The sequence below is a fragment of the Aeromicrobium sp. genome, from assembly GCF_050700635.1.
GTDB lineage: Bacteria > Actinomycetota > Actinomycetes > Propionibacteriales > Nocardioidaceae > Aeromicrobium.
The window spans coordinates 1-24,484 of the sequence record NZ_JBOHDT010000106.1 but is presented as its reverse complement, the minus strand read 5'-3'; the positions used below and the strand labels follow the sequence as shown (position 1 = coordinate 24,484).

Here is a 24,484-nt window from a genome sequence, read left to right as displayed (position 1 = left end):
CAGCCGGCCGTCTCCAAGCACCTCAAGGTGCTCGAGCAGGCCGGGCTGGTCTCCCGCACCCGGAAGGGCACCATGCGCCTCAGCCATCTCGAGGCCGCGCCGCTCAAGGACGCCACCTCCTGGCTGGCCGACTATCGCACCTACTGGGACGAGAGCTACCGACGCCTCGACGACCTGCTGACACAGATGGACGACTGAACCACCACACACAAGGAGAAGAACGATGAGCACACTGAACAGGGAGACGACGATCGGCGTCGAGCCGAACTCGTACGAGATCACCACCGCCCGCGACTTCGACGCCCCGGTCGACAAGGTGTTCCGCGCCCTCCACGACCCCGAGCTGGTCGCGAAGTGGATCGGCCCGAAGTACCTCGAGAACGTCGAGTGCACCCTCGAGGCACGCCACGGCGGCACCTGGACGCTCGTGCAGCGCGATCCCGACGGCAACGAGCACGGGTTCCGCGGCGTCGTCCACGGTGACCCGACGCCCGAGCTGTCGCAGCGCACGTTCGAGTGGCTCGGCATGCCCGGCCACGTGTCCTTCGAAACCTTGCGCCTGGAGGACCTCGGCGACGGTCGCACCCGCGTCCACGGCAGCTCGGTCTTCATGAGCGTCGCTGACCGCGACGGCATGGCCGCCAGCGGCATGGACGTGGGCATCAACGAGGGCTACGAGCGCCTCGACGATCTCCTCGCCACGCTCTGACCAACACCACCGACAGGAGAAATTCCGATGACCAAGGTCCACACCCACATGACCATGTCCCTCGACGGCTTCATCGCTGACCCGAACGACGGCATCGACGAGCTGTTCGGCTGGTACGGCGCAGGGGAGGTCACCGTCCCCACGACGGTCGAGCAGTTCACGTTCAGCGTCGACGCCGACTCGGCCGAGCTGCTGCGGGGTTACCTCGCGAACAGCGGGGCCCTGGTCTGCGGTCGGCGACTGTTCGACATCACCAACGGCTGGGACGACCACCATCCGATGGGACCTCCGGTCGTCGTGGTGACCCACCACGCACCGGAGGACGCCGACCGGTGGCCGAGGACGACGTTCACCGACGACGTCACCACCGCGATCGAACGGGCGAAGGAGATCGCCGGCGACAAGGACGTCACGATCGCCAGCGCCGCCATCGCCGCCCAAGCCCTGGATCTCGGTCTGGTCGACGAGGTTCACGTCAGTCTCGTCCCGGTGCTGATGGGCGAGGGGATCCCCTACTTCGCCCACCTCGGCGCCGCGCCGCACCGGCTCGAGGACCCGGTCGTGATCCCGGGAACCGGGGCCACCCACCTCCAGTACGCCGTCCGGCGCGACTGAGCCTTAACCTGTGACTGGCGCGTCAGGGCTTGGCCGCCGCGGGGCGGACGGGGACGCGGACGAGCAGGACGCCGTGCTGCACCTCGGCGGTGATCTCGGTGCCGGAGCCGACCGGGTCACCGTCGAGCTGCATGGGCATCGGCTTCTCCGCGCGGATGGCCACCTTCTTCCCCGACAGCCGGTCGAGACGCTTGTTGGTGCGGCGGTGCCGCACGAGCACGCGGACGATGATCGCGAGCCAGCCGATGAACCGCTTCGGCGCGATCACCACGACGTCGAGCTTGCCGTCGTCGATCCGGGCGTCGGGGAGCAACGGGATGCCGGCCTGCAGGAAGCCGACGTTGCCGACCACCACGGTGCGCGCCCTGAACTTCTTGAACTCGCCGTCGTCGACGCTGATCTCGACCCGCATGGCCGGGAAGCGCAGCGACTTGACGCCGGACACGAAGTACGCGAACCAGCCGACCTTGTCCTTGAGCTGGTCGTCGACACCGGTCATGATCTCGGCGTCCATGCCGAGCCCGGCCATGACGAGGAAGCAGGTGTCGGTACCGAGCGGCGCGTCGACGTTGGTAGTCAGCTCGCCCGCGGGATCGTCCTCGAGCACGGTGTTCGCACGGAAGGTGGCGAGGTCGATGGCCTTGTCCTGCCCGCCGAACGCGACGTCGAGTGCGTCGCGGATGTTGAGCGGCAGCCCGAGGTTGCGGGCCAGCAGGTTGCCGGTGCCGTGCGGCAGGATGCCGACGGCCACGCCCGTGCGGGCCGCCTCCTCGCACACGGCGCGCACCGTTCCGTCGCCGCCGGCCGCGATGATCAGGTCGACGCCCTCCTCGAGTGCCGCCTGGGCCTGACCGGGGCCGGGATCCTCGACCGACGTCTCGAACCAGACCGGCGGCCTCCAGCCCTCGCGCTCGGCCACGGCCAGCACGCGCGACTTGAAGACGTCGACGTCGCCGATCTTGGCCGGGTTGAGGATCACCGCGACGCGCTTGCGTCCGGTTCCGGTGAACACCGCGAGCTCGTGCGGGATCCGCGACGGGTCGGGAACGAGCAGCATCCACACCCCCACGGTGACCGCGATGCCAAAGCTCAGGCCGGCGGTGACGTCGGAGAGGTAGTGCACGCCCAGGACGATGCGGTCGGCACAGATCAAGAGGCCGAGCAGGACCCAGCCGGTGATGAGCAGACGTCGCAGCCAACCACGGCGGGTCAGGACGATCGTCAGAAGGACGGCGACCGTGGAGAACAGTCCGGCGCCGGCGGCGTGGCCGCTGGGGAACGAGTAGCCGACGATGTCGTAGAGCGGCTCGTCCCACGGCGGCCGCGGGCGCCGGAAGGCCAGCTTGAGCAGGGCGTTGCCGGCGATGACGATGAGGCTGCTGGCGACGATCCAGATCGCGATCCGCCGCTCGCCTCGCCACGCGGCGTACCCGGCGACGAGCAGCAGGACCGCCGCGACCGTCCAGTTGGAGGACGCCAGGCTGAACCAGGTGGCGAACGAGTTGAGTGCCTCGGAGCCGCTCCCGAGGTTGTAGCCACGAAGGGCGACGCGGTCGTCCATCCTCTGGAGGGCGGCGTTCTCGGTACCGACCAGGATCGCGAGGACCACACAGGCGACCGCCGGGAGCGCCGTCGCCCACAGGTACCGCCCCCGGCGGGTGGGCTCGGCGCGACGCAGGTCGATCGACAACGGACTCACTCTCTCGGCCGCCGGATGGGTCGATCCAGCGTAGGGGATTGTCAACGCCCGGTCAGTCGGACGGTCGATAGGGTGACCGGGTGATCGATCCACGACTCCTGCGCGACGACCCCGACGCGCTCCGGGCGGCTCAGCGCCGCCGCGGTGAGCCCCCCGAGCTGGTCGACGACCTCGTCGTGGCCGACGAACGACGCAGGTCGTCCATCGCCGCTTTCGAGGCGGTGCGGTCCGAGCAGAAGAACATCGGCAAGTTCATCGCGCGGGCGCAGGGTGACGAGAAGCAGGCGCTGCTCGCGCAGACCAAGCAGCTCAGCGCTCAGGTCAAGGAGGCCGAGGCCGCACAGAACGAGGCCGCGCAGACGTTCGACGCCCTGCTCAAGGCATTGCCCAATCCGGCGTCCGAGGAGGCCCCGGAGGGCGGCGAGGACGACTTCGTCGTGCTCGACACGGTCGGAACCCCGCGCGACTTCGCCGCCGAGGGCTTCGAGCCGCGCGACCACCTCGAGCTCGGGCAGGTGCTCGGAGCCATCGACACCGAGCGCGGAGCCAAGGTCAGCGGCGCGCGGTTCTACTACCTCACCGGAGCCGGCGCGCGGCTCGAGCTGGCGCTCACGCAGCTCGCCATGAGCCGGGCGTCCGAGTGGGGCTTCACGCCGATGATCCCGCCGGCGCTGGTCAAGCCGAGCGCCATGGAGGGCACCGGGTTCCTCGGCCAGGCGGCCGACGACGTCTATTACCTCGAGAAGGACGACCTCTACCTCGTCGGCACCAGCGAGGTGGCGCTGGCGGCGTACCACTCCGGCGAGATCCTCGACGCCGGTGCGCTGCCGTTGCGCTACGCCGGCTTCAGCCCCTGCTACCGGCGCGAGGCCGGTTCCTACGGCAAGGACACCCGCGGCATCTTCCGCGTGCACTGGTTCGACAAGGTCGAGATGTTCACCTTCACCACGCTCGAGGAGTCCTACGCCGAGCACGAGCGCATCCTCGGGTGGGAACGGTCCTGGCTCGACGCGCTCGATCTGCCTTACCGGGTCATCGACGTCCCGGCCGGCGACCTCGGGCTCTCGGCCATCCGCAAGTTCGACTGCGAGGCCTGGATACCCACGCAGGACCGCTACCGCGAGGTGTCGTCCGCGTCCAACTGCACGCAGTTCCAGGCGCGACGGCTCGACATCCGCCTCCGCCACCAGGGCGCCACGGTGCCCGCGGCCACGCTCAACGGAACCTTGTGCGCCATGACCCGCACGATCATCGCGCTGCTCGAGAACGGTCAGCAGCCGGACGGTTCCGTCCGCCTTCCCGAGGCTCTGCACCCGCTGATGGGCGAGGTCCTGGAGCCGATCGCGTGACGTTCGCCCCGAGGCTGGCGGCGCTCGACGTCGACGGCACCATCGTCGACCAGAACAACGCACTCAGTCCGGCGGTGCACGACGCGGTGCTGGCGCTCGCCGAGTCCGGAGTCGCGATCGTCGTCGCCACCGGCAGGGCCATGCCCGGAACGATGGAGGTCGTCGAGCGTCTCAGCCTCGCCGACGGGTTCGCGGTCACCAGCAACGGCGCCATCGTCATCGGCTACCACCCGGTCGAGGTGTTGCACAGCGTCACCTTCGACGCCTCCGAGGCGGTGCGTCGCGTGCTCGAGCACGTGCCCGATGCGCTGGTCGCGGTCGAGGAGATCGGTGTCGGCTACCGCGTCAACCAACCCTTCCCCGAGGGGGAGGTGAGCGGACGCATCACCGTCGAGGACGTCGACTCGCTCGTGTCCGAGCCGGTCACCCGCGTCGTCATCCGCGCGCCCGACCATGACGCCAGGGAGTTCGCCGAGCTCGTGCACGGTCTCGGGCTGAGCGACACCAACTACTACATCGGCTACACGTCGTGGCTCGACCTGGCGCCGGAAGGCGTCTCCAAGGCGTCGGGCCTGGAGATGGTGTGCGCGCGGCTCGACGTCGCCCAGGCGGACGTGCTGGCGATCGGCGACGGCTTCAACGACGTCGAGATGCTCGAGTGGGCCGGACGCGGCGTCGCCATGGGGCAGGCGCCGGAGCCTGTGCAGGATGTCGCCGACGACGTCACCGGAACGGTGGCCGACGACGGCCTGGCCGCCGAGCTGGCCCGCTACCTCTGATCGGCACTGTCGTGCCGGTCGAGCTCGCCCGAGGCCTCGAGCTCGCGGCACCAGTATGGCCACGAACGCCGATTTCCCGGGGACGTCGCCCGTGTCGCCGAAGTTGGACACTGTGGTCCCGAACCGGGCCGGAACGGCATAGACTTGTCAGTTCTGTATCCGGGAATGCATCTGTCAGACAGGGGAGTCGGTGGCATCCTCCAGCGCCGAGCAGCACGAGATCGCTGCGGAGCAGTCGTACGTCGACGCCGTGTACGAGCGGCTCGAGGAGTCCGCGAAGGTCGCCCAGTCGCTCGTCGCCGAGGGCTTCGCGCGCGGCCACGTGGGCAACGAGGGCGGTCTCGTCGAGCGTGACGCCATGGTCTACCAGGCGTCACGCCGCCTGTCCGCGCTCAACGCCGCCCACGACGGGCTGGTGTTCGGACGCCTCAATCTCACCGGCGGCGATTCCCGCTACATCGGCCGCATCGGCGTGCGCGACGCCGATCGCGAGATCCTCCTCGTCGACTGGCGCGCGCCGGCGGCGGCGGTCTTCTACCAGGCCACCGCACAGGACCCGGCCGGCGTGGTCCGCCGGCGCGTGCTGCGTTGCTCCGGCGACCGCGTCATCGGGGTCGAGGACGACCTGCTCGATGCCGAGAACGCACCCGACGACCTCGAGGTCATCGGCGAGGGCGCGCTGCTCGCCAGTCTGAGCAGGGCCCGCGACAGCTCGATGCACTCGGTCGTCGCCACCATCCAGAAGGAGCAGGACGAGGCCATCCGTGCCCCCAGCCGCGGCGCCACGATCATCGGAGGCGGCCCGGGCACCGGCAAGACCGTCGTGGCGCTGCACCGCGCCGCCTACCTGCTCTACACCGACCGTCGCCGGTTCGAGTCCGGGGGCGTGCTGGTCATCGGCCCGTCCACGGTCTTCATGAAGTACATCGAGCGGGTGCTGCCCAGCCTGGGCGAGACCAGCGTGACCCTGCGGTCGCTCGGTGAGGTCGTCGACGGCGTCAAGGCCGCGCGGCACGACGAGAGCGTCGCCGCGGCCGCCAAGGGCTCGTCGCGGATGATGCCGGTGCTGCGACGCCTGACGACCGCGCCGCAGCGCGGTGAGCCCACCGAGTTCCGCTACTTCTACAAGGACGACGTCCTGCGGCTCGACGCACGTCAGCTGGCCGGGATCCGTCGCCACCTGCTCTCGGGCCTCAAGCGCAACCGCGCCTACACACGCGCGCCCGCGGCACTGGTCGACGCACTGTGGCGCCAGGTCGCCGGCGAACGCGCGCTCGACAAGGGCGAGAGCGGGTTCATCGACACCATCACCTCCGACGACGCCTTCGCCGGTTTCGTCGAGGCGTGGTGGCCGCCGGTCGACGCTGTCGAGCTGTGGCGCACCCTGCCGCAGCGGATCGGGGAGCTCGCCGACGGCGCGTTCACCCCCGACGAGCTCGCAGCCCTGGACGCCTCGTGGGCCGGTGCCGGCGAGGGGGGTGAGCCGAGCATCGAGGACATCCCGCTCATCGACGAGCTGCGCTACCTCCTCGGCGAGGTACCGCACACCGACGACGACGATGACGACGTGCCGCGCCAGCTCATGAGCTTCGAGCGCCGCGAGCGCGACGACCGCGACGACCGGATGCGCGCCACGCGCAGCATCGAGGACGACAGCTTCGCCCACGTGCTCGTCGACGAGTCCCAGGACCTCTCGCCGCTGCAATGGCGGATGCTCGCCCGCCGAGGACGCCACGCCAGCTGGACGATCGTCGGCGACGCGGCGCAGGCGTCTTGGCCGTACCCGGAGGAGTCCGAGCGCGCCCGCACCGAGGCTCTGGAGGGCAAGCCGGAGCACGCGTTCCGGCTGTCCACCAACTACCGCAACTCGGCCGAGATCTACGAGCTCGCCGCGCAGGTCGCCACGGTCGCCGTGCCCGACCCGGACCTCGCCGACGCGGTCCGGCGCACGGGCGAGCAGCCCGAACATCACGTCGTCGAGCGGTCGGCTCTCCCGGCCAACGTGCTGACCAGTGCCGAGGCGATGCTGTCCGACCTCGAGGGCACGGTCGCCCTTGTCGCCTCCCGGGCTGATGTCGGCGCCATCGGCGATGCCGTCGCCACGCTCATGGAGAAGTACCCGGACCGGCTGCGCGTGCTCGAAGGTCTCGACACCAAGGGGCTGGAGTTCGACGGTGTCGTGGTGGTCGAGCCCGACGCGATCACCGAGGAGTCCGGCTCGGGGTGGCGCACGCTCTACGTTGTCCTGACCCGTGCGACCCAGCGACTCACCACGGTCGGCAGCACCGATCGTTGGCGCTCCACGATCGCGTGAGACGCCGACTCCCGACCGTCAAGCAAGGGCTGCAGGCCCTCGCGCTGCTCGCCGTCGCCGTGGTCGTCGGAACGCCGGTCGCCTTCAGCACGTTCGTGCACAGCGAGCGCCACATCGTCATCGGTGCCCACGAGGCCACGATCGTCCCGGTGCTCGACGGCTACGTGACGCTCGACTTCGGCCCGCTGCTCCCGCAGGTGCGGCTGCCCGCCGACGCCATCGCGGGCATCGGGGTCGACATTTCCTTGGGCAACGCGGAGGTCGAGAGCCTCGACCAGCTCGTTGCGCGCGACGCCGTCATCGCCAGCCAGCCCGAGGGAGAGATCGCCGCGGTGCGGGCCGAGGTCCGCGACATGCTCGAGCTCTCCATCCTCAGGGGTGTGGGGGTCGGCGCACTGGCGGCCATCGGTGTCGCGCTGACGTGGCAGGCCGTGGGTGCCGAACGCCGCGCGCAGATCCGTCAGGCGGCGCGTCATCCATCCCGCGCACGTGTGGTGGTGGCGGTCAGCCTCGGTGTCATGGTCGTGGGGTCGACGGTCCTGATCGCGCTGCCCGAGCGGGAGCAGCGACCGACCGCGTCGTGGGTCCCGCTCGTGCAGGCGTTCCCGGACGTACCCAGCGACCCGGTGCTCGACCAGCTCGAGATCGTCAACGGCTCGGCCACCGAGGGCAGCAAGGCCCTCGTCCAAGGGGCACTGGAGACGTACCACGACTCGGTGCTGTTCTACGGAGCGCTCGCGCTGAGAGCCGCGACCACTGACATCCGCCGCCCGAAGGACGACGAGACGACCGCGATCGTCGTCACCGACCGGCACGACAACATCGGCATGGATCCGGTCGCGCACGCCGTCGCCGTCCGGGCCCGGTCGAAGCTGCTCATCGACCTGGGCGACGACACGTCCAACGGCGGCACCTGGGAGACCTTCAGCATCAACTCGTTGGCGCGAGAGTTCCGTGGCTTCCGGATCGTCGCCGTGGCCGGCAATCACGACCAGGGCGCCAGTGTCACCGAAGCGATGCGCGAGCGCGGTTTCCGGGTGCTGGACGGGCGGCCGGTCACCATCAACGATGTGCGCTTCCTCGGGTCGAGCGACCCGCGCAGCTCCGGCCTGACCGCCGGCTACGACGGCGACGAGAGTGACAACATCGAGGCCATCACCAAGCAGGACGCCGAGCTCACCGAGGTCGCCTGCGCCGATGAGCGGGTGTCGGTGCTCGTCGTCCACAGCGCAGCGTCGGCCCAGCAGGCGTCTCAGAGCGGCTGCGTCGACCTGGTGCTGTCGGGCCACCTGCACCGCCAGGTGGGTCCGGAGGTGATCGAGGGGCTCAACGGACGCACCACCACGACACTGACCACCGGCTCCACCGGCGGCGCCGTCTACACCTTCGCCCTCGGCAGCAAGCTGCGTCGTCCGGCCCAGGTGACGGTCGTGACGTTCCGCGACGGACGTCCGGTCGGACTGCAGCCGGTCACCTTCGGGCCCGGCGGCACCATCGACGTCGCCGACCACACCCGCGTCAAGACGTCGCGTCGCTGACCAGAGGTCAGCCGCAGCGGTCGACGAGCAGCTTGGCGTAGGTCTCCGCGCACCTGACGACCTCGTCGATCGTCACCTGCTCGTCGATCGCGTGGGCGTTCTGGATGGTGCCGGGACCGAACTGCACGGTGGGGATGCCGACGGCGGCGTACTGGCGCAGGTCCGATCCGTACGGCGCGCCAATGAGCTGGGGCTTCTCGCCCCCGGCGGCCTGCACGGCGGCCACCACCTCGTCACCGAACGGATGCCCGTCGGGAAGGGATCCGGCCGCGAACCGGCCTCCCGGCCAGCTCACCTCGACCGGATGCTCGCGGAGCCACGGGTCGTCCGCCTCGCGGACCGCCTGCTCGAACTCCGCCATTGCCTCGGCGAACGACTCACCGGGCTTGACGCCGAAGCGTCCTTCGGCGACGAGGTAGTCGGGCACGGTGCTGGACCAGCCGCCGGCGTTGACGATGCCGGTGGAGATGGGCCACGGACGCTTTCGGAACGGCGCCGGAGGTGCGACGTTGCGCTTCTCGTCGAGGCGATACAGGGACGCGCGGACGCTCTCCAGCAGGTCGACGGTACTGACGCCCAGACCGGCCAGCGAGCCGTGGGTGGCGAGTCCGCGCAGCTCGAGCCGGAACGTGAGCGCTCCGGCGTTGGCACACACGATCTGGCCGGCGGTCGGCTCGGCGATGAGACAGGCCTCGCCGGTGTGACCGCTGCGCAGCGTGCCGAACGTGCCGATGCCGCCGTCCTCCTCGCCGATGACGGTGTGCACGGCGAACGGACGGCTGAGGTCCTCGCCGACGGCCCGCACCGCGGCAAGGATCGCGACGACGCCGCCCTTCATGTCGCAGACGCCTCGCCCGTACCAGGAACCGTCGACCTCCTGCAGGTCCCACGGATCGGCGCCGGTCCACCACTCGTGCTCGCCGGGCGGCACGACGTCGACGTGGCCGTTGAGGATCAGCGCCGGAGTGCCCTTGCCGGAGGTGCCGACGCATCCCCACGCCTCCTCGCGATCGACCTCTTCGCCGGGATACTCGGGGTCGGCGCGCAGCGTGTCAAGGTCGAGACGCCACAGGTCGACGACGAGGCCGAGTCCCTGCAGCGTGGCGGCACACCACCGCTGCGCGGCGACCTCGGACTCGCTGCCGCCCACGCTGGCGTAGCTGACGAGCTGCGCGAGGTCCCGGCGCACCAGGTCGACGTCGATCAGGTTGTCCACGCGGCCAAGCATGTCATCCGGCCAGGGGCACGGCGCCGATAGGATCGACGCCTCATGCTCGACGATCTGCTGGCCCAGCCGGTCTTTGCCCTGATTCGCGTGCGTGACGCCGACACCGTCACGCTCGTCGGTGGGCCGCGCACGGACGTCGAGAACCTGTCGGACATCCCGCTCGAGGCCGGGACGTCTCGCCGGTGGGACCACTTGGTCCTCGTCCCCTTCGCGCAGGTGCGCGAGCGGGGCTTCGAGGCGCACCAGGATGGCACGCCCCTGAGCGTCATCCACGCGACGGTGCAGGAGGATGTTCCGCTGGCCGACCTGCTGGCTGAGCTCCCGGACACGGACATCGAGCTGGCCGACCGGGGCGGCTTCGAGACGTCCGACGACGACTACGCCGAGATGGTGCGTCACGTCATCGACGAGGAGATCGGCTGCGGGGAGGGCGCGAACCTGGTGATCGGACGGCACTACCGCGCTCGGGTCGCCGACTGGGGCCACGAGCGGGCGCTCGCCGTGTTCCGTCGCCTGTTGGAACGGGAGCGCGGTGCGTTCTGGACGTTCTGCATCTTCACCGGCGACCGCTACCTCATCGGCGCGAGCCCCGAGCGGCACGTGAGCGTCGAGGACGGCCAGGTGCGGATGAACCCGATCAGCGGCACGTTCCGCATGCGCGGCCTCGAGACGCACGCCGACCGCAAGCGCGAGCTGCTGCGTTTCCTCAGCGACGAGAAGGAGATCTACGAGCTCTGCATGGTCGTCGACGAGGAGCTCAAGATGATGTGCGACATCTGCCACGAGGGCGGCCTCGTGCTCGGGCCGTACCTCAAGCCGATGAGCCACCTCGTCCACACCGAGTACCTGCTCGCCGGCCGCACCCGCCGCGACGTGCGCGAGGTGCTACGTGACTCGATGTTCGCCGCCACGGTCACGGGCAGCCCGGTCGAGAACGCCTGTCGCCTCATCAAGAAGTACGAGGAGCACGGCCGCGGCTACTACGCATCAGTGGCCGCGCTGATTGGCCGCGACGAGGACGGCCTCCCGGTCGCCGATGCGCCGATCCTCATTCGCACGGCCGACGTCGACCTCGACGGCAACGTGAAGGTCACCGCCGGCGCCACGCTGGTGCGCGACTCCGACCCCGCCTACGAGACGAAGGAGACCTGGGCGAAGGCGTCCGGCATCCTCAGCGCGTTCGGACTCGTCGAGGCGGCGCCCGATCCGGTGGAGGGGTTCGACGCGTTCACCCGCGAGGAGGACGTGCTCATCGCCCTCGGCTCACGCAACCAGCGGATCAGCCGGTTCTGGCTCACCGACCAGTCCGGAACCCCGCCGGTGCGGTCGCTGGTCGGCAAGCGCGTTGTCGTGCTCGACGGCGAGGATGACTTCGTCAACATGCTGTCGCACGTGTTCGGCGTGCTCGGCATGACCACCCACGTGGTGCGGCACGACGTGTACCAGGACGGAGACCTGGACGGCTACGACCTCGTGGTCGTCGGCCCCGGCCCCGGCGACCCCCGCGACATCGACGACGCGAAGATCGCTGTGATCGACGAGGTCGTGCGAGGGCTGCTCGACTCCGAACGACCATTCCTCGCCGTCTGTCTCGGTCACCAGGTGCTGAGCCGCCAGCTCGGCCTCGACCTCGCGTTCAAGGACATCGTGTTCCAGGGGACGCAGAGCCGACTCACCGTGCTCGACCGGCCCGAGACGGTCGGCTTCTACAACACGTTCGTCGCGAGAGTCGGGGATACCTCACTTCCCGACGGCGTGACGGTGGAGGCCGACGACGCCGGCGATGTGCACCTGCTCGCCGGACCGCACTACCGCGGCGTGCAGTTCCACGCCGAGTCGATCCTCACCCAGAACGGGTACTCGATCCTGCGGGATCTGGTGACCCAGCTGCTGGACCCGTCCGCTTCCGGTACCGCGTGATCGCCACCCCGACGAGGCACAGCGCGCCGCCGACGAACGCCAGCGCCGCCGGCACCTCGTCGAGCATGACCCACGAGATGAGCGTCGCCACCGCGGGCACAAGGTAGGTCGCGGACGCGACCTGGCCGGCGCTGAGCCGCTTGAGCGCGTACGACCAGGTGCTGAAGCCGATCGCGGTCGGGAACACCCCGAGGTAGACCAACCAGACGATGTCGGCCGTCGACGCGTTGCCCAGCTCGCGCACCAGGGCCGGGAGGTAGGGCAGGCACACGACCGCGCCGACGACGCACATCAGCCACACCGACATGACCGGCGTGACCACCGTGAGCGTCGGCTTCTGGGCGAGCGCACCCACGGCATAAAGGACGGCGGCCGCCAGGCACAACAGCACACCCGTGGTGCTGGCGGTGTCGACCGCCGACTCGTCACGGGTGCTGAGCGAGATGAGCACGACGCCCGATGCCGCCACGGCGATCCCGATCAGCAGCGGCTTGGGGAATCCCTCCTTGAGCAGGACACCCGCGAACAGCGCGATGAGGATTGGGCCGACGGTGACCACGAGAGCGGCGGTGCCGGCGTCGACCTGCTGCTCCCCGGCGTTGAGGGCGACGTTGTACGCCCCGAACCAGGTGACGCCCGCGAGCACCAGAAGGAGGAACGGTCGCCCGCTCGGGAGGCGGTGCCGCCACGGCCGTGACAGCACGGTGAGCACGAGGGCGGCCACGACCAGTCGCCCGAGCGACAGCGGACCCGCCGAGAAGGAGTCCGCCGCATCGCGGATGCCAACGAACGCCGAGGCCCACAGCACGACCGTGACCGCCAGGGCGCCGACGGACAGGTCACGCTTTTCGATGGTCTTGGTGCTCACCACTTCACGCTAGCCATGCCCGCCGACGTTCCACGAGCGAAAATCGGACATCCATCCATGCAATACCGACGGCTGTCCCAGTCAGCTGTTGAGCTTGCCCCCGTCCGAGTCGAGCGTGACCTCGGTCTCACGCAGGTCGCCGCCGCGCCGGTACGTGATGGTGACGGTCTCACCCGGCTGGAAGCCGCGGATCGACGCGACCAGGGCGTTCGAGCTCACGATCGGGTTGCCATTGACCTTGGTGATGACGTCATCCTTCTCCAGCCCCGCCTTGTCGCCGGCGCTGCCCTTGGTGACTTCCTTGACCTCCGCGCCGATGCCGGTGATGTCGTCCTGGGCAACCGCCGGGCCGACCGTGACGCCGATGCGGGCATGCTCGACCTTCTTGCCGTCCACGAGCTGCTTCGACACGTTCTTGGCGAGGTCGACCGGGATGGCGAAGCCGAGTCCGATCGAGCCGGAGTCGGTCGGCGTGGTGCCGTTGGACCGGATCGCCGAGTTGATGCCGATGACGCGACCCTGCAGGTCGACGAGCGGGCCGCCGGAGTTGCCGGGGTTGATCGCCGCATCGGTCTGGACCGCCGGGAACACGGTCTGGTTGGCACCGCTGGCGTCGGAGGAGGCGACCGGTCGGTTGAGCGCGCTGATGATGCCGCTCGTGACCGTGCTCTCCAGGCCGAACGGCGAGCCGATGGCGATGACCTGCTGGCCGACCTTGAGGTCGGCCGAGCTGCCGAGCGTGGCCGGCGTGAGACCGCTCTTGTCTTCAGCCTTGATGACCGCCAGGTCCGTGACCGGGTCCTGGCCGACGATCTCGGCCTTGGCGTTGCTGGCGTCGTTGAACGCGACCGTGATCGAGCCGCTGTCGGAGGCTGATTCGACGACGTGGTCGTTGGTGAGGATCTGGCCGTCGCTGCTGATGATGATGCCGGTTCCGGAGCCGGCCTGACCTCCGCCGGACACGTTGACCTGCACCACGGACGGCAGCACCTGCTGGGCCACCTTCTGGATGTCGCCGGCCGGGGCCTGCTTGGTGTTCGTGTCGGTGTCGAGCGAGCTGACGACGGTGCTGTCGTCACCCTGAAGCGCCTCGTACGCGGCCGCGCCGCCGACGCCCGCCCCGGCGGCCAGGACGACGATGGCGAGGGCTCCCGCCAGACGTCGGCGACCCCGCCGGGGCGGAGGTGGTGTGCCGTCGTCGGTCTGTGGCTCGGTCGGCATCTCCACGGTCGGCTCGCGGTCGTCCTGATCGGCCTCACCGGACGGGATCTCGCGAGTGGGCTCGGTGTCCGGCGCAGGCGGCTGCTGGACCTCGACGGTGTCCTCGTTCGTCGAGCTGTCCGCATCCCCGGTCGTCGAGCTCGTCGAAGCGACGTCTGGCTCGGGTTGGTCAGGCTTAGACGCTCGCTCGGGTTCGACCTGGGGCTCCGGCTCGGTACGGCGCCTGGGAGGCGGGACGTAGGGCTGCGCGGCGAAAGGGTCGTTCTGATCACTCATGTCTCCAGATTCTCCCTCATGACTGAGAACGCGCTGAGGCGCGTGTATGAGATGCGGAAGATCTGCCGTCGGGAGGCGGGATGGTCATCGTGAAGACGCTGCCGCTTCCCGCCGGCGACTCCGCCGTGACGTTGCCGCCGTGACGCTCGGCCGCGCGGCGCACGATCGACAGCCCGAGACCCGAGCCGGGAAGCGTGCGCGCCTCGTTGGAGCGGTAGAATCGGTCGAAGACGTGCGGCAGGTCGCTGGCGGTGATGCCGGGGCCGTCGTCGCGCACGGTGAGCACGCCGCCGACGAGGCGCACCGTGACGGTGCCACCAGCGGGGCTCCACTTGGCCGCGTTGTCGAGCAGGTTCGTCACCGCGCGCTCCAGCAGTGGCGGCTCGCCGATGACCGTCCACGACTCGGCCTCGACGTCGAACGTCAGACCCGGCGCCCGCGGACGCACCCGGTCGAGGGCTGACGTCAGGGTGTCGGCGAGGTCGAGCTGCTCTGGGTCGCGGGCCATCGGTTCGTCGCGCGCCAGCTCGACGAGGTCGCCGACAAGCGTCGTGAGCTCCTGCAGCTGGACGCGGACGTCGTCCATGATCTCGGTGCGCTCGGACAGGGAGAGCTGCCGATCCGGGTTCTCCGCGGCCTGCCCGAGGAGCTCGATGTTGGTGCGCAGGCTCGTCAACGGCGTGCGCAGCTCGTGCCCGGCATCGGCCACCAGCTGACGCTGGCGCTCCTGCGAGGCGTCGAGCGCGAGGAGCATCTGGTTGAACGACGTGGTCAGGCGGGCCAGCTCGTCGTGGCCGGTCACCTTGATGGGGCGCAGCTCGGAGGTTCGGGCGACCCGCTCGGCGGCGGCGGTGAGCCGTCGCACCGGGCGCAGGCCGTTGGTGGCCACCACCCAGCCGGCGCCCCCCGCCAGCACCACGCCGGCCGCGCTGGCCAGGAGCAGGATGATCTTCAGGCGCTCCAGTGCGCGGTCGATCGACTCCATCGGCTGCGCGAGCACGAGCGCCGAGCCTTCACCGGCCTGCACGGCGATGACGCGGTACAGCTCGCCGTCGATCATCGTGGTGCGGCGCGAGCTCTTCGCCTCGCCGATCGACACCTCGATCTCGTTGTTGTTGAGGGGGAGGGTCGTGTCTTCGCCGCGGCGGCTGAAGATCTGGCCGCCCCGGACCACGAAGATCTTGATCCCGGCGACGTCGAGCTCCTCCTTGGACGCGGTGTAGCCCTCGCTGACGGCAGCGTTGGCCCGACGGAGCATGGACTCGTCGAGCGAGCTCTCGAACTCCGCCTTCACCGTGACGAACACGAGCGCGCTCACGGCTGCGAGCGTGACGGCGACCGCGGCGGTGGTGAGCAGGGCCACCCGCAGCGCGAGCGACGCGCGGGCCGTCAGTGGCTGGATGGTCCGGTGGATCGGCGTGAGGACGGCCCTGATGGGCCTACTGGTGGCGCTCACGGCGGCGTCTCGCGAAGTACGTAGCCGACCCCCCGCACGGTGTGCAGCAGCCGGTCTTCGCCCTCGGCCTCCAGCTTGCGCCGGACGTATCCCACGTAGACCTCCAGCGAGTTGGCCGTGGTCGGGAAGTCGAATCCCCAGACCTCCTCGAGGATGAACGAGCGCTCGAGCACGCGCTTCGGGCGGCGCAGGAACAGCTCGAGCAGCGCGAACTCGGTGCGCGTCAGCGACAGCTTGCGCTCGCCGCGCGTGACGTCGCGGGTGACGGGGTCGAGGGTCAGGTCGGCGAAGACCAGCGGGGCCTCATCGGCCTCCATGTCCGCGCGACGGGAGGCCCGGCGGTGGAGCGCGCGAACCCGGGCGAGCAGCTCGTCGAGCGCGAACGGCTTGGTGAGGTAGTCGTCCGCTCCGGCGTCGAGGCCGTCGACGCGGTCGGTGACGGCGTCGCGGGCGGTGAGCACCAGGATCGGGACATCGTTGCCGGCGCTGCGCAGTGCCCGCGTGGCCTCGAGCCCGTCGAGGCGCGGCATCATCACGTCCATCACGATGACGTCGGGATCGACCTGGGGCACGCGAACGAGCGCCTCCGCGCCGTCGGACGCCAGCTCGACCGAGTACCCGTTGAACTCCAGCGAGCGGCGCAGGGAGTCGCGCACCGCTCGATCGTCGTCCACGACAAGAATCCGCATGCCCCCAGTGTGCCGCGCCCGGCTGAGGTTTCGATAAGCGCGAATCGGGTTGTGGGAAACCTGCAACTCGGCGGTCAGTCGTCCTGCGGGCCGTCGAGCAGGGCCTGCGCGGCCGCGGTGGCTTTGGCGCCGTAGGTGCCGCCGAACAGCACGGTGTGGACGAGCAGCGGATGCAGCTGGTGCAACGCGACTCGGTGCTTCCACCCCTCCGCCAACGGTGCTGCCTCGTCGTAGGCGTCGATCACCCGTTGGAGGTGGGGGAGGCCGAACAGCGACATCATCGCGAGGTCGGTCTCGCGGTGGCCGCCGTGCGCGGCCGGGTCGATGATCCACGCCGCCCCGTCGGTGCCCCAGATGAGGTTGCCCGACCAGAGATCGCCGTGCACGCGCGCCGGCGGCTCCGGGTCGCCGGCGAAGTCGTGGATGCGCGACATGGCCCGCTCGATCGTCATGGCCTGCTCGTGCGAGAACGCTTGGCGATCTCGCGCCGCACGCACGTACGGCATCACCCGGCGTGACGCGTAGAACTCAGGCCACGTCGGCATCGACCGGTTGGGCAGCGGGGCGAGGCCGACGTATCCGTCGACGTCGGCTCCGAACTTCTCCGCACCGGCGGCGTGCGTCGCTGCGAGGGCACGCCCGAACCGCTCGGCGACGTCGCCGGACGGCTTGCCCGGCTCCACCCACGCGAGCACGATGCAGTCGTCGGACACCGCCAGCAGCTCCGGGACGTTGGCGCCACCGGCGTCGGCAAGCCAACGTAGTCCCTCGGCCTCTCGCTCGAAGAAGCCTTCCGGGGGTTGCGGCCGGGTCTTGATGACTGCGCTGCGGCCGTTGCTCATCCGAAGCCGCGTCGCCGTGCAGATGTCTCCGCCCGCGACCGGGGTGGTGGAGATGACGCCATGGCCGAGCAGAGTTTCCGCGCGGGCCGCGGTGCCTGTCATCCGTGCCATGGCGCCGAGATTACCGTCTGATACCGGGCGCGATCTCCGGAAGTCGCACGATGATCTCGTCGGCTGTGCGCTCCACCATGGCGAGTACTTCGGCGAAGCCTTCGGCCCCGCCGTACCAGGGATCGGGTACCTCGTCGTCGTCCTCGGACGCCTCGGGGTCGAACTCGCGGAACATGCGCACCTGCTCGAGCGCCTCGACGGTCGGAGCCTGGTCGGCCATGTCGGCGCGGTTGCTCGCGTCCATCGCCAGCAGGAGGTCGTGCTCGGCGTACCAGTCGGTGGAGAAGGTGCGGACGCGGTGCCGGGTGGGGTCGTAGCCGGCGGCTGCGAGCGTGGCTGCCGCGCGTGGGTCCATCGGGTCGCCGACGTGCCAGCCGCCGGTGCCGGCCGAGGCCACCTCGACACGGTCGTCGAGTCCGGCCCGCTCGAGGCGGTCCTCCAGCACGACCTGCGCCATCGGTGACCGGCAGATGTTGCCGAGGCACACGAGGGCTATCCGGAACGGCTCGCTCACGCGCGCTTGACGAACGCGCCGAGGATGGCGTTCACGATCGAGATGATAATGGCGCCGAGCACGGCCCAGCCGAAGCTCTCGACGTAGAAGACGACGTCGAGCTTGCCGGCGATCCAGTCGGTCAGCATCAGCAGCAGCGCGTTGATGACCAGCAGGAACAGGCCCAACGTGAGGACGATGAACGGCAGCGAGAGCGTCTTGACGATCGGTGCGATGAACGTGTTGACAAGGCTGAAGACGAGAGCGACCAGCGCGAGCGCGATGATGGTGTCGGTATCGGTGTCGCCAGCCCTACCGATGTTCATGTGCTCGCCCAGCAGGCCCGCGGCGGCAGCGAGGGCGACGGCGCTGAGCACCCAGGACAACAGGAATCGCATCATCATGCGCCGATTGTGGCATTGCCTGCAATCACGAGGGTCGGGCGTCCTCGAGCTCGGCGGACGCTACGAGAGCTCACTGCGCAGGAAGCGGGTGGTGCGCTGCATCGCGAGCGGCCACTGCGGGCCGAAGGCGTGCTCCTCGCCGGGATAGACACGCAATGTCACGTCCGCGCCGGCGCGTTCCAGGGCCGCCTCAGTGCGCCGGCTCCAGCGGATCGGGCAGCTGTCGTCGGAGGTTCCGTGGTGGATGAGGATCGGCTCGGTGACCTGGTCGAAGTACGTGCGCGGGCTGACGTTGCGCCAGAACCCCGGCTTGTCCTCGGGTGCGCCGTGCCGGCGCATGATCCGCTGCGCAATGCCCGACCGACTCGGATCACGACGGATCCAGCGATTGAAGTTGTCCACGGTGTTGGAGCTGACCGGGGCGAACACGACGGCCGCGTCGACCAGGCCGGGCTGGACCGTGAGCACGTTGTAGATCACCCCGCCGCCCATCGACCGGCCCGCGAGGCCGATGCGCTCGTCGTCGACCGGCCCGTCCCACTTGCGCAGGGCGTGCACGGCGTTGATCACGTCCTCGGTGTAGCCGAGCCGCAGGTTCGAGTCGGCCTGTGGGTCGTCGTCGGATCCTGCGTGGTTGCGGTAGTCGACGTGCAGGGTCACGAAGCCCCGGCGGGCGAGCCAGTCCAGCTCGCGTCGCATCCCCTGGCCGTTCACGTAGATGTCCGGGTCGATGTAGCCGTGGGCGAGGACGACGGCCGGGAACGGCCCCGAGCCGCGCGGCACGTTCAGCACCCCGGAGATGCGCAGCTTGCCGCTGCGGAAGGTCACCCTGCGCTGGCGGTAGGTCTCCGTGCTGGCAAGCACCCGTCCAAGCTTCAGGCCGCGGCCGTTGTACTCGCGCTGCATGAGTGCGCGTAGGGAGACCGGGTGCGGCGGCGGAGGTGAGGTCTCCGTCGGGGTGGGTGACTGGGTAGGTGACGCGCGATCCTGACCTGATCCGGCCGGTCGCTCCGGGTCCTCGTCGGTGCAGCCGGACGCGACGAGCACCATGAGCATCGCGCCGATGAGCAGTCTTACCCACACTGCTCCATTGTGCCCTCTGCACGGGAGTGGAGCGGACGGCTGGATATGAACCAACGTCTTCGGCCTGGAAGGTCGATGTTCTGCCATTGAACTACGTCCGCACGAGAAGCTGACGCTCCGTCGCCAAGGGTAGCGACAGCTGCTACTGCGGAGGCGGCAGTGCCGGTTCGACGTCGCGGGCGGTCTGGGCCAGCATGATGCCGGTGAGCACCGCGGCCACGCCCAGGAGCTGGATGGCGTTGAGCGTCTCCGAGAACCACACCCACCCGACGAGCGCGGCGACTACCGGCTCGAGCATCGCCACGATGCTGACGACCGTCGCGGACAGCACGCGCAGCGCGATCAGCAGCAGGAAGAACGGGGCGACGGTGCCGAGCAGGACGATCCATGTCATCGCCCCCCAGACGGGCACGGACGACTCCGCGTAGCGGCCCAGCATCGAGACGTCGTCGCCGAGCGTGTCGATCGTCCAGGCCGGTTGCACGAGATTCATGCCCACCGTGGCGGCGGCGAACGCCCACAGGATGACGTGCAGCGGCCCGCCCACATCGGCCGTGCCGGTGTGCTCACCGAGCAGGAAATAGGTCGCGAAGCACACGGCGGCGCCGAGCGCCATGACCACGCCGAGGCCGTCGAGCGTCAGGCCCTTCCAGACCTGACTGACCACGGCGAGCCCGCCGACCGCCAGACCCAGCGCGGGCCACATCCGCTGGTGCACGCGCTCGCGTCGCACCATCCATACCCACAGCACCACCAGCACCGGACCGAGATACTCCAGCAGCAGCGCGATGCCCAGCGGCAGCCGGTTGATCGCGATGTTGTACGTCCACTGCAACCCGGCGAAGCCGACGATGCCGAGGCCGGCGATCAGCAGCAGTGCGCGGCCCCGCGGCACGCGCAGGGCGGACCGGTCGACGACCAGCGCGATCAGGACGAACGCGACGAAGGCCCCGGTGATGCGCACGGTCGTGAAGGTGTCGGTCGGTGTCCCGGATCGCAACGGGATGCGTGACACCCCGGCATTGAGCCCGAACAGCGCGGCCGCGAGCAACACCAGCAGGTAGCCCCACCGGGCCTCACGAGCCGTCACGCCTCGATTCTGGCAGTGACGACCTGGTGACCCAGTGCCCGGCGGTGGAGGTCTCTCTCGGTGGCCGCCGCCCAATGGGCGCCCCGCTGCGTTCTCGTCGGTCTGCGCACAACACCGGTGCGCATCCCTCCTCGGCCTTGCGGTGCATCCCATTGAACGACGCCCACCGTCGAGGGACCTCCACCGCCGGGCACTAGCCTCGCTCTATGCCCACCCCGTCTGCGCGCCGTGCCCTGGACGACATCCCCGTCTACCGGCCCGGCAAGCCCGCCGAGAGCGACGAGCTCAAGCTCTCCAGCAACGAGAACCCCTATCCGCCCCTGCCGGGCGTCATGGAGAAGGCGACGGAGGCGCTCGGCCGCGTCAACCGCTACCCGGACGCCGGTGTCGCCGACCTGTACGCGGCCCTCGCCCGCACGTACGGCCTGCCGCAGGAACGGTTCGCGGCGAGCACCGGGTCGGTGGCCGTGCTGTTCTCGCTGCTGACCGCCTTCTGCGAGCAGGGCGACGAGATCATCTACGCGTGGCGCTCGTTCGAGGCCTACCCGATCGGAGCCGATCTCACCGGCGCCCGCACCATCCGCGTCCCGCTGCGCCCCGACGCCACGCACGACCTCGACGCGATGGCCGCCGCTGTCACCGAGCACACCCGCGTCGTCATCGTGTGCACACCGAACAACCCGACCGGTCCGGTCGCAACCCACGCCGAGCTCGAGCGGTTCGTCGAGGCCGTTCCCGACGACGTGATCATCGTCGTCGACGAAGCCTATGTGGAGTTCGTGCGTCAGGACGACGCCGCGAGCGGACTCGCCCTCGCCGACCACGAGAACGTCATCGTGCTGCGCACGTTCTCCAAGGCGTTCGGGCTCGCCGGCCTCAGGGTCGGCTATGCGATCGCCGCGCCCTCGGTGGCCGAGAGCATCCGCAAGGCCATCGCCCCGTTCAGCGTCACCGATGTCGCGCAGGCGGCCGCCGTCGCCTCGCTCGATGCGACCGACGCACTGGCCGAGCGGGTCGAGACGATCGTCGCGGAACGAGCTCGGGTGCTCGCGGCCCTGCGTGACCAGGGTTGGGACGTTCCGGACAGCCAGGCCAACTTCGTGTGGCTTCCGCTCGGCGACGATTCGCTCGACTTCGCCGCCGCCTGCGACCCGGTGTCAGTTCGTCCGTTCGCCGGCGACGGCGTGCGTGTGACCATCGGTGACCCGGACGTCAACGACCGCTTCCTCGACGTCGCCGAACGGTGGCTCAAGTAACAACGCGTCGAATTGGAGAAGGGCACCTGCTCGGGATACGGTGGGACCGCAGGTGTGACACCAGTCACGTCCTCGTCCGGTCCTCGTCGTCCACCACCCCTGTGACGGCATCGATCGGCACCAGTCGAACCGGAGCGGCAACCCCGCGACCGGCCGAGATGAGGGAGCCGCATGAGCGCGCGCACGCCAGAGCAGACCGGTCCAGAAGAGCACTCAGCTGTGCCACTCGTCCAGTTGCTGACGCCTGAGGGCCAGCGGGTCGAGCACCCGGAATTCACATACGACGGCGACGACGCATCGATTCGCGATCTCTATCGCGACCTCGTGCTCTCGCGCCGCATCGACATCGAGGCCTTCGCCTTGCAGCGCCACGGCGAGATCGGCCTCTGGCCGCCGGCGCTCGGTCAGGAGGCCGCCCAGGTCGGCTCCGGCCGCGCCCTCCGTCCGCAGGACTTCGCCTTCGGCACCTACCGCGAGCACGGCGTTGCCTGGTGCCGTGGCGTCGACCCGGCCAACATGCTCGGCTGGGTTCGCGGTGTCGAGCTCGGCGGATGGGATCCAACGCTCCATGGCTACGGTCTGCCGAGCATCATCATCGGCGCGCAGACGCTGCATGCCACCGGCTACGCCATGGGCCTGACGCTCGACGGCGCCGTCGGCACCGGCGACCCTGAGCGCGACGCCGCCGTCATCGCGTACTTCGGCGACGGCGCGAGCAGCCAGGGCGACGTCATGGAGGCCTTCGACTTTGCGGCCGTCAACCACGCACCGGTCGTGTTCTTCTGCCAGAACAACCAGTACGCCATCAGCGTCCCGATCGCGCGTCAGACGGCGGTGCCGATCGCTCAGCGGTCGTCCGGATTCGGCTTCCGCGGCGTGCGGGTCGACGGCAACGACGTGCTGGCGGTCCACGCAGTCACCACCGCGGCGATGCAGCAGGCCCGCGACGGCGGCGGACCGATGCTCATCGAGGCGGTCACGTACCGCATGGGCGCGCACACCACGTCCGACGACCCCACCCGCTACCGCGCCGCCGACGAGGTCGAGGCCTGGAAGGCCAAGGACCCGGTCGACCGCGTCCGCGCCTACCTCGACGCGGCCGGCACGGCACCGCAGTTCTTCACCGACCTCGAAGCCGAGGCAGAGGAGCTGGGCGAGCGGATGCGTGAGGCGTGCGCCGCCCTTCCGGACCCCGATCTCGCCCAGCTCTTCGATCAAGTTTACGCCGAACAGACCGATGAGCTGCGTGAGCAGCAGGCCGCCTACGTCGCCTGGCGTGGCCAGTACGAAGGGAGCGTCGCATGACCGAGAAGATGCCGATCGCCAAGGCCATCAACGCCGGCCTGCGCGCTGCCCTCGAGGGCGACGAGCACGTGCTCATCATGGGCGAGGACGTCGGCCCGCTCGGCGGCGTCTTCCGCGTCACCGACGGACTGCAGAAGGACTTCGGCGAGAGCCGGGTCATGGACACGCCGCTGGCCGAGTCCGGCATCGTCGGCACCGCCATCGGCCTCACGTACCGCGGCTACCGCCCGGTCGTCGAGATCCAGTTCGACGGTTTCGTCTACCCGGCCTACGACCAGATCGTCAGCCAGGTCGCCAAGATGCACTTCCGCAGCAAGGGCAAGATCAAGATGCCGATCGTCATCCGCATCCCCTACGGCGGCGGCATCGGTGCGGTCGAGCACCACTCCGACAGCCCCGAGGCGCAGTTCGCGATGACCGCCGGGCTCAAGGTCGTCTCGCCGTCCAACGCCCACGACGCCTACTGGATGATCCAGCAGGCCATCGCGTCCGACGACCCGATCGTGTTCATGGAGCCCAAGCGGCGCTATTGGGAGTCCAGCGACGTCGATCTCGATGCCGAACCCGCACCGCTGTGGGAGTCGCAGGTCCGACGCCCCGGCACGCACGCCACGATCATCACCTACGGGCCGACCGTCACCACCTGCATGGAGGCCGCCGAGGCCGCGCGCCAGGACAACCTCGACCTCGAGATCATCGACCTGCGCACGCTCTCGCCGCTCGACCTCGACCCGGTTTACGAGTCGGTGCGGCGTACGGGCCACGCCGTCGTCGTGCACGAGGCGTCGCGTAACCTCGGCATCGGTGCCGAGGTGGCGGCCCGCGTCACCGAAGAGTGCTTCTACTCGCTGGAGGCCCCTGTGCAACGAGTCACCGGCTACGACACGCCGTACCCGCCCAGTCGGGCCGAGGACGACTTCCTCCCCGGGATCGACCGCATTCTCGACGCCGTCGACACCGCCCGCGCCTTCTAGGAGTTCTGCTGCATGAGTGAGTACAAGCTGCCCGACGTCGGTGAGGGCCTCACCGAGGCCGAGATCGTCTCGTGGCGCGTCGCCGTCGGCGACACGGTCAGGTCAACGACGTGATCGTCGACATCGAGACGGCCAAGTCGATCGTGGAGCTGCCGAGCCCGTACGCCGGCGTCGTCACCGCCCTGCTGGTCGAGGAGGGCAAGACCGTGCCGGTCGGCACCCCGATCATCGCCATCGGCGACCGTGAGGCCGCCGAGGCGTTCAG

The 24,484-nt window shown here is 69.7% G+C and carries 22 protein-coding genes, 1 tRNA gene and 1 pseudogene; 12 read left to right on the top strand and 12 right to left on the bottom strand.

Annotation, left to right across the window (positions count from 1 at the left end):
• The 3 genes from ACRDPN_RS08460 to ACRDPN_RS08450 all read left to right on the top strand — a co-directional run.
• The coding region (locus ACRDPN_RS08460; RefSeq protein WP_431446983.1) for an ArsR/SmtB family transcription factor at positions 1-198 on the top strand (198 nt) is incomplete at its 5' end.
• 25 nt (positions 199-223) lie between these two features.
• The gene (locus ACRDPN_RS08455) at positions 224-709 is read left to right on the top strand and encodes an SRPBCC family protein (RefSeq protein ID WP_431446982.1); all 486 of its coding nucleotides are present in this window, start codon (positions 224-226) and stop codon (positions 707-709) included.
• A gap of 27 nt (positions 710-736) precedes the next feature.
• Entirely contained in the window at positions 737-1,324 is a 588-nt protein-coding gene (locus ACRDPN_RS08450) for a dihydrofolate reductase family protein (RefSeq protein ID WP_431446981.1), read from the top strand.
• 22 nt (positions 1,325-1,346) lie between these two features.
• Here ACRDPN_RS08450 and ACRDPN_RS08445 read toward each other — a convergent pair whose 3' ends face one another.
• Positions 1,347-3,014, bottom strand: coding sequence for a diacylglycerol kinase family protein (locus ACRDPN_RS08445; protein ID WP_431446979.1), 1,668 nt, complete (start codon positions 3,012-3,014; stop codon positions 1,347-1,349).
• Between the two features lie 89 nt (positions 3,015-3,103).
• Here ACRDPN_RS08445 and serS point away from each other — a divergent pair, with 89 nt between their 5' ends.
• The 4 genes from serS (at position 3,104) to ACRDPN_RS08425 (ending at position 9,003) form a co-directional block, all read left to right on the top strand.
• Positions 3,104-4,372: a serine--tRNA ligase gene (gene serS, locus ACRDPN_RS08440; protein WP_431446977.1), complete on the top strand. Its 1,269-nt coding sequence runs from the start codon at positions 3,104-3,106 to the stop codon at positions 4,370-4,372.
• Complete coding sequence (locus tag ACRDPN_RS08435) at positions 4,369-5,151, top strand: HAD family hydrolase (protein WP_431446976.1); 783 nt, start codon at positions 4,369-4,371, stop codon at positions 5,149-5,151. Before serS ends, ACRDPN_RS08435 begins: the two co-directional genes overlap by 4 nt.
• A 190-nt stretch (positions 5,152-5,341) precedes the next feature.
• Positions 5,342-7,465, top strand: coding sequence for a HelD family protein (locus ACRDPN_RS08430; RefSeq protein WP_431446974.1), 2,124 nt, complete (start codon positions 5,342-5,344; stop codon positions 7,463-7,465).
• Positions 7,462-9,003: a metallophosphoesterase family protein gene (locus ACRDPN_RS08425; protein ID WP_431446973.1), complete on the top strand. Its 1,542-nt coding sequence runs from the start codon at positions 7,462-7,464 to the stop codon at positions 9,001-9,003. The genes ACRDPN_RS08430 and ACRDPN_RS08425 overlap by 4 nt, the downstream gene beginning before the upstream one ends.
• A 7-nt stretch (positions 9,004-9,010) precedes the next feature.
• On the opposite strand, the gene ACRDPN_RS08420 is transcribed toward ACRDPN_RS08425, so the two are convergent.
• A complete protein-coding gene (locus tag ACRDPN_RS08420) occupies positions 9,011-10,219 on the bottom strand; it encodes an ArgE/DapE family deacylase (RefSeq protein WP_431446971.1) in 1,209 nt (402 codons plus the stop codon).
• Between the two features lie 54 nt (positions 10,220-10,273).
• Between ACRDPN_RS08420 and ACRDPN_RS08415 the strand changes: the two genes are divergently transcribed.
• Positions 10,274-12,151: a chorismate-binding protein gene (locus tag ACRDPN_RS08415; RefSeq protein WP_431446970.1), complete on the top strand. Its 1,878-nt coding sequence runs from the start codon at positions 10,274-10,276 to the stop codon at positions 12,149-12,151.
• On the opposite strand, the gene ACRDPN_RS08410 is transcribed toward ACRDPN_RS08415, so the two are convergent.
• The 10 genes from ACRDPN_RS08410 to ACRDPN_RS08365 all read right to left on the bottom strand — a co-directional run bounded on the left by ACRDPN_RS08410 (position 12,075) and on the right by ACRDPN_RS08365 (position 20,684).
• Positions 12,075-13,019, bottom strand: a complete 945-nt coding sequence (locus ACRDPN_RS08410; protein ID WP_431446969.1) for a DMT family transporter — start codon at positions 13,017-13,019, stop codon at positions 12,075-12,077. The two genes, ACRDPN_RS08415 and ACRDPN_RS08410, sit on opposite strands and share 77 nt — an antisense overlap.
• Positions 13,020-13,100: 81 nt before the next feature.
• The gene (locus ACRDPN_RS08405; protein WP_431446968.1) at positions 13,101-14,516 is read right to left on the bottom strand and encodes a trypsin-like peptidase domain-containing protein; all 1,416 of its coding nucleotides are present in this window, start codon (positions 14,514-14,516) and stop codon (positions 13,101-13,103) included.
• Positions 14,517-14,532: 16 nt separating this feature from the next.
• On the bottom strand, positions 14,533-15,972 hold the full coding sequence (locus tag ACRDPN_RS08400; protein WP_431446967.1) for a sensor histidine kinase: 1,440 nt from the start codon (positions 15,970-15,972) through the stop codon (positions 14,533-14,535).
• Positions 15,969-16,661, bottom strand: coding sequence for a response regulator transcription factor (locus tag ACRDPN_RS08395; protein WP_431446966.1), 693 nt, complete (start codon positions 16,659-16,661; stop codon positions 15,969-15,971). The genes ACRDPN_RS08400 and ACRDPN_RS08395 overlap by 4 nt, the downstream gene beginning before the upstream one ends.
• Positions 16,662-16,735: 74 nt before the next feature.
• Positions 16,736-17,614, bottom strand: a complete 879-nt coding sequence (locus tag ACRDPN_RS08390; RefSeq protein WP_431446965.1) for a fructosamine kinase family protein — start codon at positions 17,612-17,614, stop codon at positions 16,736-16,738.
• Between the two features lie 10 nt (positions 17,615-17,624).
• Positions 17,625-18,128 carry a low molecular weight protein-tyrosine-phosphatase gene (locus ACRDPN_RS08385; protein ID WP_431446964.1) on the bottom strand — a complete coding sequence of 168 codons (504 nt, stop codon included), beginning with the start codon at positions 18,126-18,128 and terminating at the stop codon, positions 17,625-17,627.
• Entirely contained in the window at positions 18,125-18,511 is a 387-nt protein-coding gene (locus ACRDPN_RS08380; protein WP_431446962.1) for a phage holin family protein, read from the bottom strand. Before ACRDPN_RS08380 ends, ACRDPN_RS08385 begins: the two co-directional genes overlap by 4 nt.
• Positions 18,512-18,571: 60 nt before the next feature.
• Positions 18,572-19,594, bottom strand: a complete 1,023-nt coding sequence (locus tag ACRDPN_RS08375) for an alpha/beta hydrolase family protein (protein WP_431446961.1) — start codon at positions 19,592-19,594, stop codon at positions 18,572-18,574.
• Positions 19,595-19,621: 27 nt separating this feature from the next.
• Positions 19,622-19,695, bottom strand: a tRNA-Gly gene (locus tag ACRDPN_RS08370).
• 41 nt (positions 19,696-19,736) lie between these two features.
• Positions 19,737-20,684 (bottom strand): EamA family transporter, encoded by a 948-nt coding sequence (locus ACRDPN_RS08365; protein WP_431446960.1) that lies wholly within the window; start codon positions 20,682-20,684, stop codon positions 19,737-19,739.
• Between the two features lie 206 nt (positions 20,685-20,890).
• On the opposite strand from ACRDPN_RS08365, the gene hisC reads away from it, so the two are divergent.
• The 4 genes and pseudogenes from hisC to ACRDPN_RS08345 form a co-directional block, all read left to right on the top strand.
• Positions 20,891-21,940, top strand: a complete 1,050-nt coding sequence (gene hisC, locus ACRDPN_RS08360) for a histidinol-phosphate transaminase (protein WP_431446959.1) — start codon at positions 20,891-20,893, stop codon at positions 21,938-21,940.
• A 171-nt stretch (positions 21,941-22,111) separates the two neighbouring features.
• Positions 22,112-23,245 (top strand): pyruvate dehydrogenase (acetyl-transferring) E1 component subunit alpha, encoded by a 1,134-nt coding sequence (gene pdhA, locus ACRDPN_RS08355; RefSeq protein ID WP_431446958.1) that lies wholly within the window; start codon positions 22,112-22,114, stop codon positions 23,243-23,245.
• On the top strand, positions 23,242-24,219 hold the full coding sequence (locus tag ACRDPN_RS08350; RefSeq protein ID WP_431446957.1) for an alpha-ketoacid dehydrogenase subunit beta: 978 nt from the start codon (positions 23,242-23,244) through the stop codon (positions 24,217-24,219). Before pdhA ends, ACRDPN_RS08350 begins: the two co-directional genes overlap by 4 nt.
• Positions 24,220-24,231: 12 nt before the next feature.
• Positions 24,232-24,484 (top strand): annotated as a pseudogene (locus tag ACRDPN_RS08345) (biotin/lipoyl-containing protein); the annotation flags it as partial.

What these genes read in the sequence shown, in the direction of transcription:
- ACRDPN_RS08455 (WP_431446982.1), top strand. Translation starts at nt 224, where the DNA reads ATGAGCACACTGAACAGGGAGACGACGATCGGCGTCGAGCCGAACTCG.
- ACRDPN_RS08450 (WP_431446981.1), top strand. Translation starts at nt 737, where the DNA reads ATGACCAAGGTCCACACCCACATGACCATGTCCCTCGACGGCTTCATC.
- ACRDPN_RS08415 (WP_431446970.1), top strand. Translation starts at nt 10,274, where the DNA reads ATGCTCGACGATCTGCTGGCCCAGCCGGTCTTTGCCCTGATTCGCGTG.
- ACRDPN_RS08405 (WP_431446968.1), bottom strand. Translation starts at nt 14,516, where the DNA reads ATGAGTGATCAGAACGACCCTTTCGCCGCGCAGCCCTACGTCCCGCCT.
- ACRDPN_RS08395 (WP_431446966.1), bottom strand. Translation starts at nt 16,661, where the DNA reads ATGCGGATTCTTGTCGTGGACGACGATCGAGCGGTGCGCGACTCCCTG.
- ACRDPN_RS08390 (WP_431446965.1), bottom strand. Translation starts at nt 17,614, where the DNA reads ATGGCACGGATGACAGGCACCGCGGCCCGCGCGGAAACTCTGCTCGGC.
- ACRDPN_RS08380 (WP_431446962.1), bottom strand. Translation starts at nt 18,511, where the DNA reads ATGATGATGCGATTCCTGTTGTCCTGGGTGCTCAGCGCCGTCGCCCTC.
- hisC (WP_431446959.1), top strand. Translation starts at nt 20,891, where the DNA reads ATGCCCACCCCGTCTGCGCGCCGTGCCCTGGACGACATCCCCGTCTAC.
- pdhA (WP_431446958.1), top strand. Translation starts at nt 22,112, where the DNA reads ATGAGCGCGCGCACGCCAGAGCAGACCGGTCCAGAAGAGCACTCAGCT.
- ACRDPN_RS08350 (WP_431446957.1), top strand. Translation starts at nt 23,242, where the DNA reads ATGACCGAGAAGATGCCGATCGCCAAGGCCATCAACGCCGGCCTGCGC.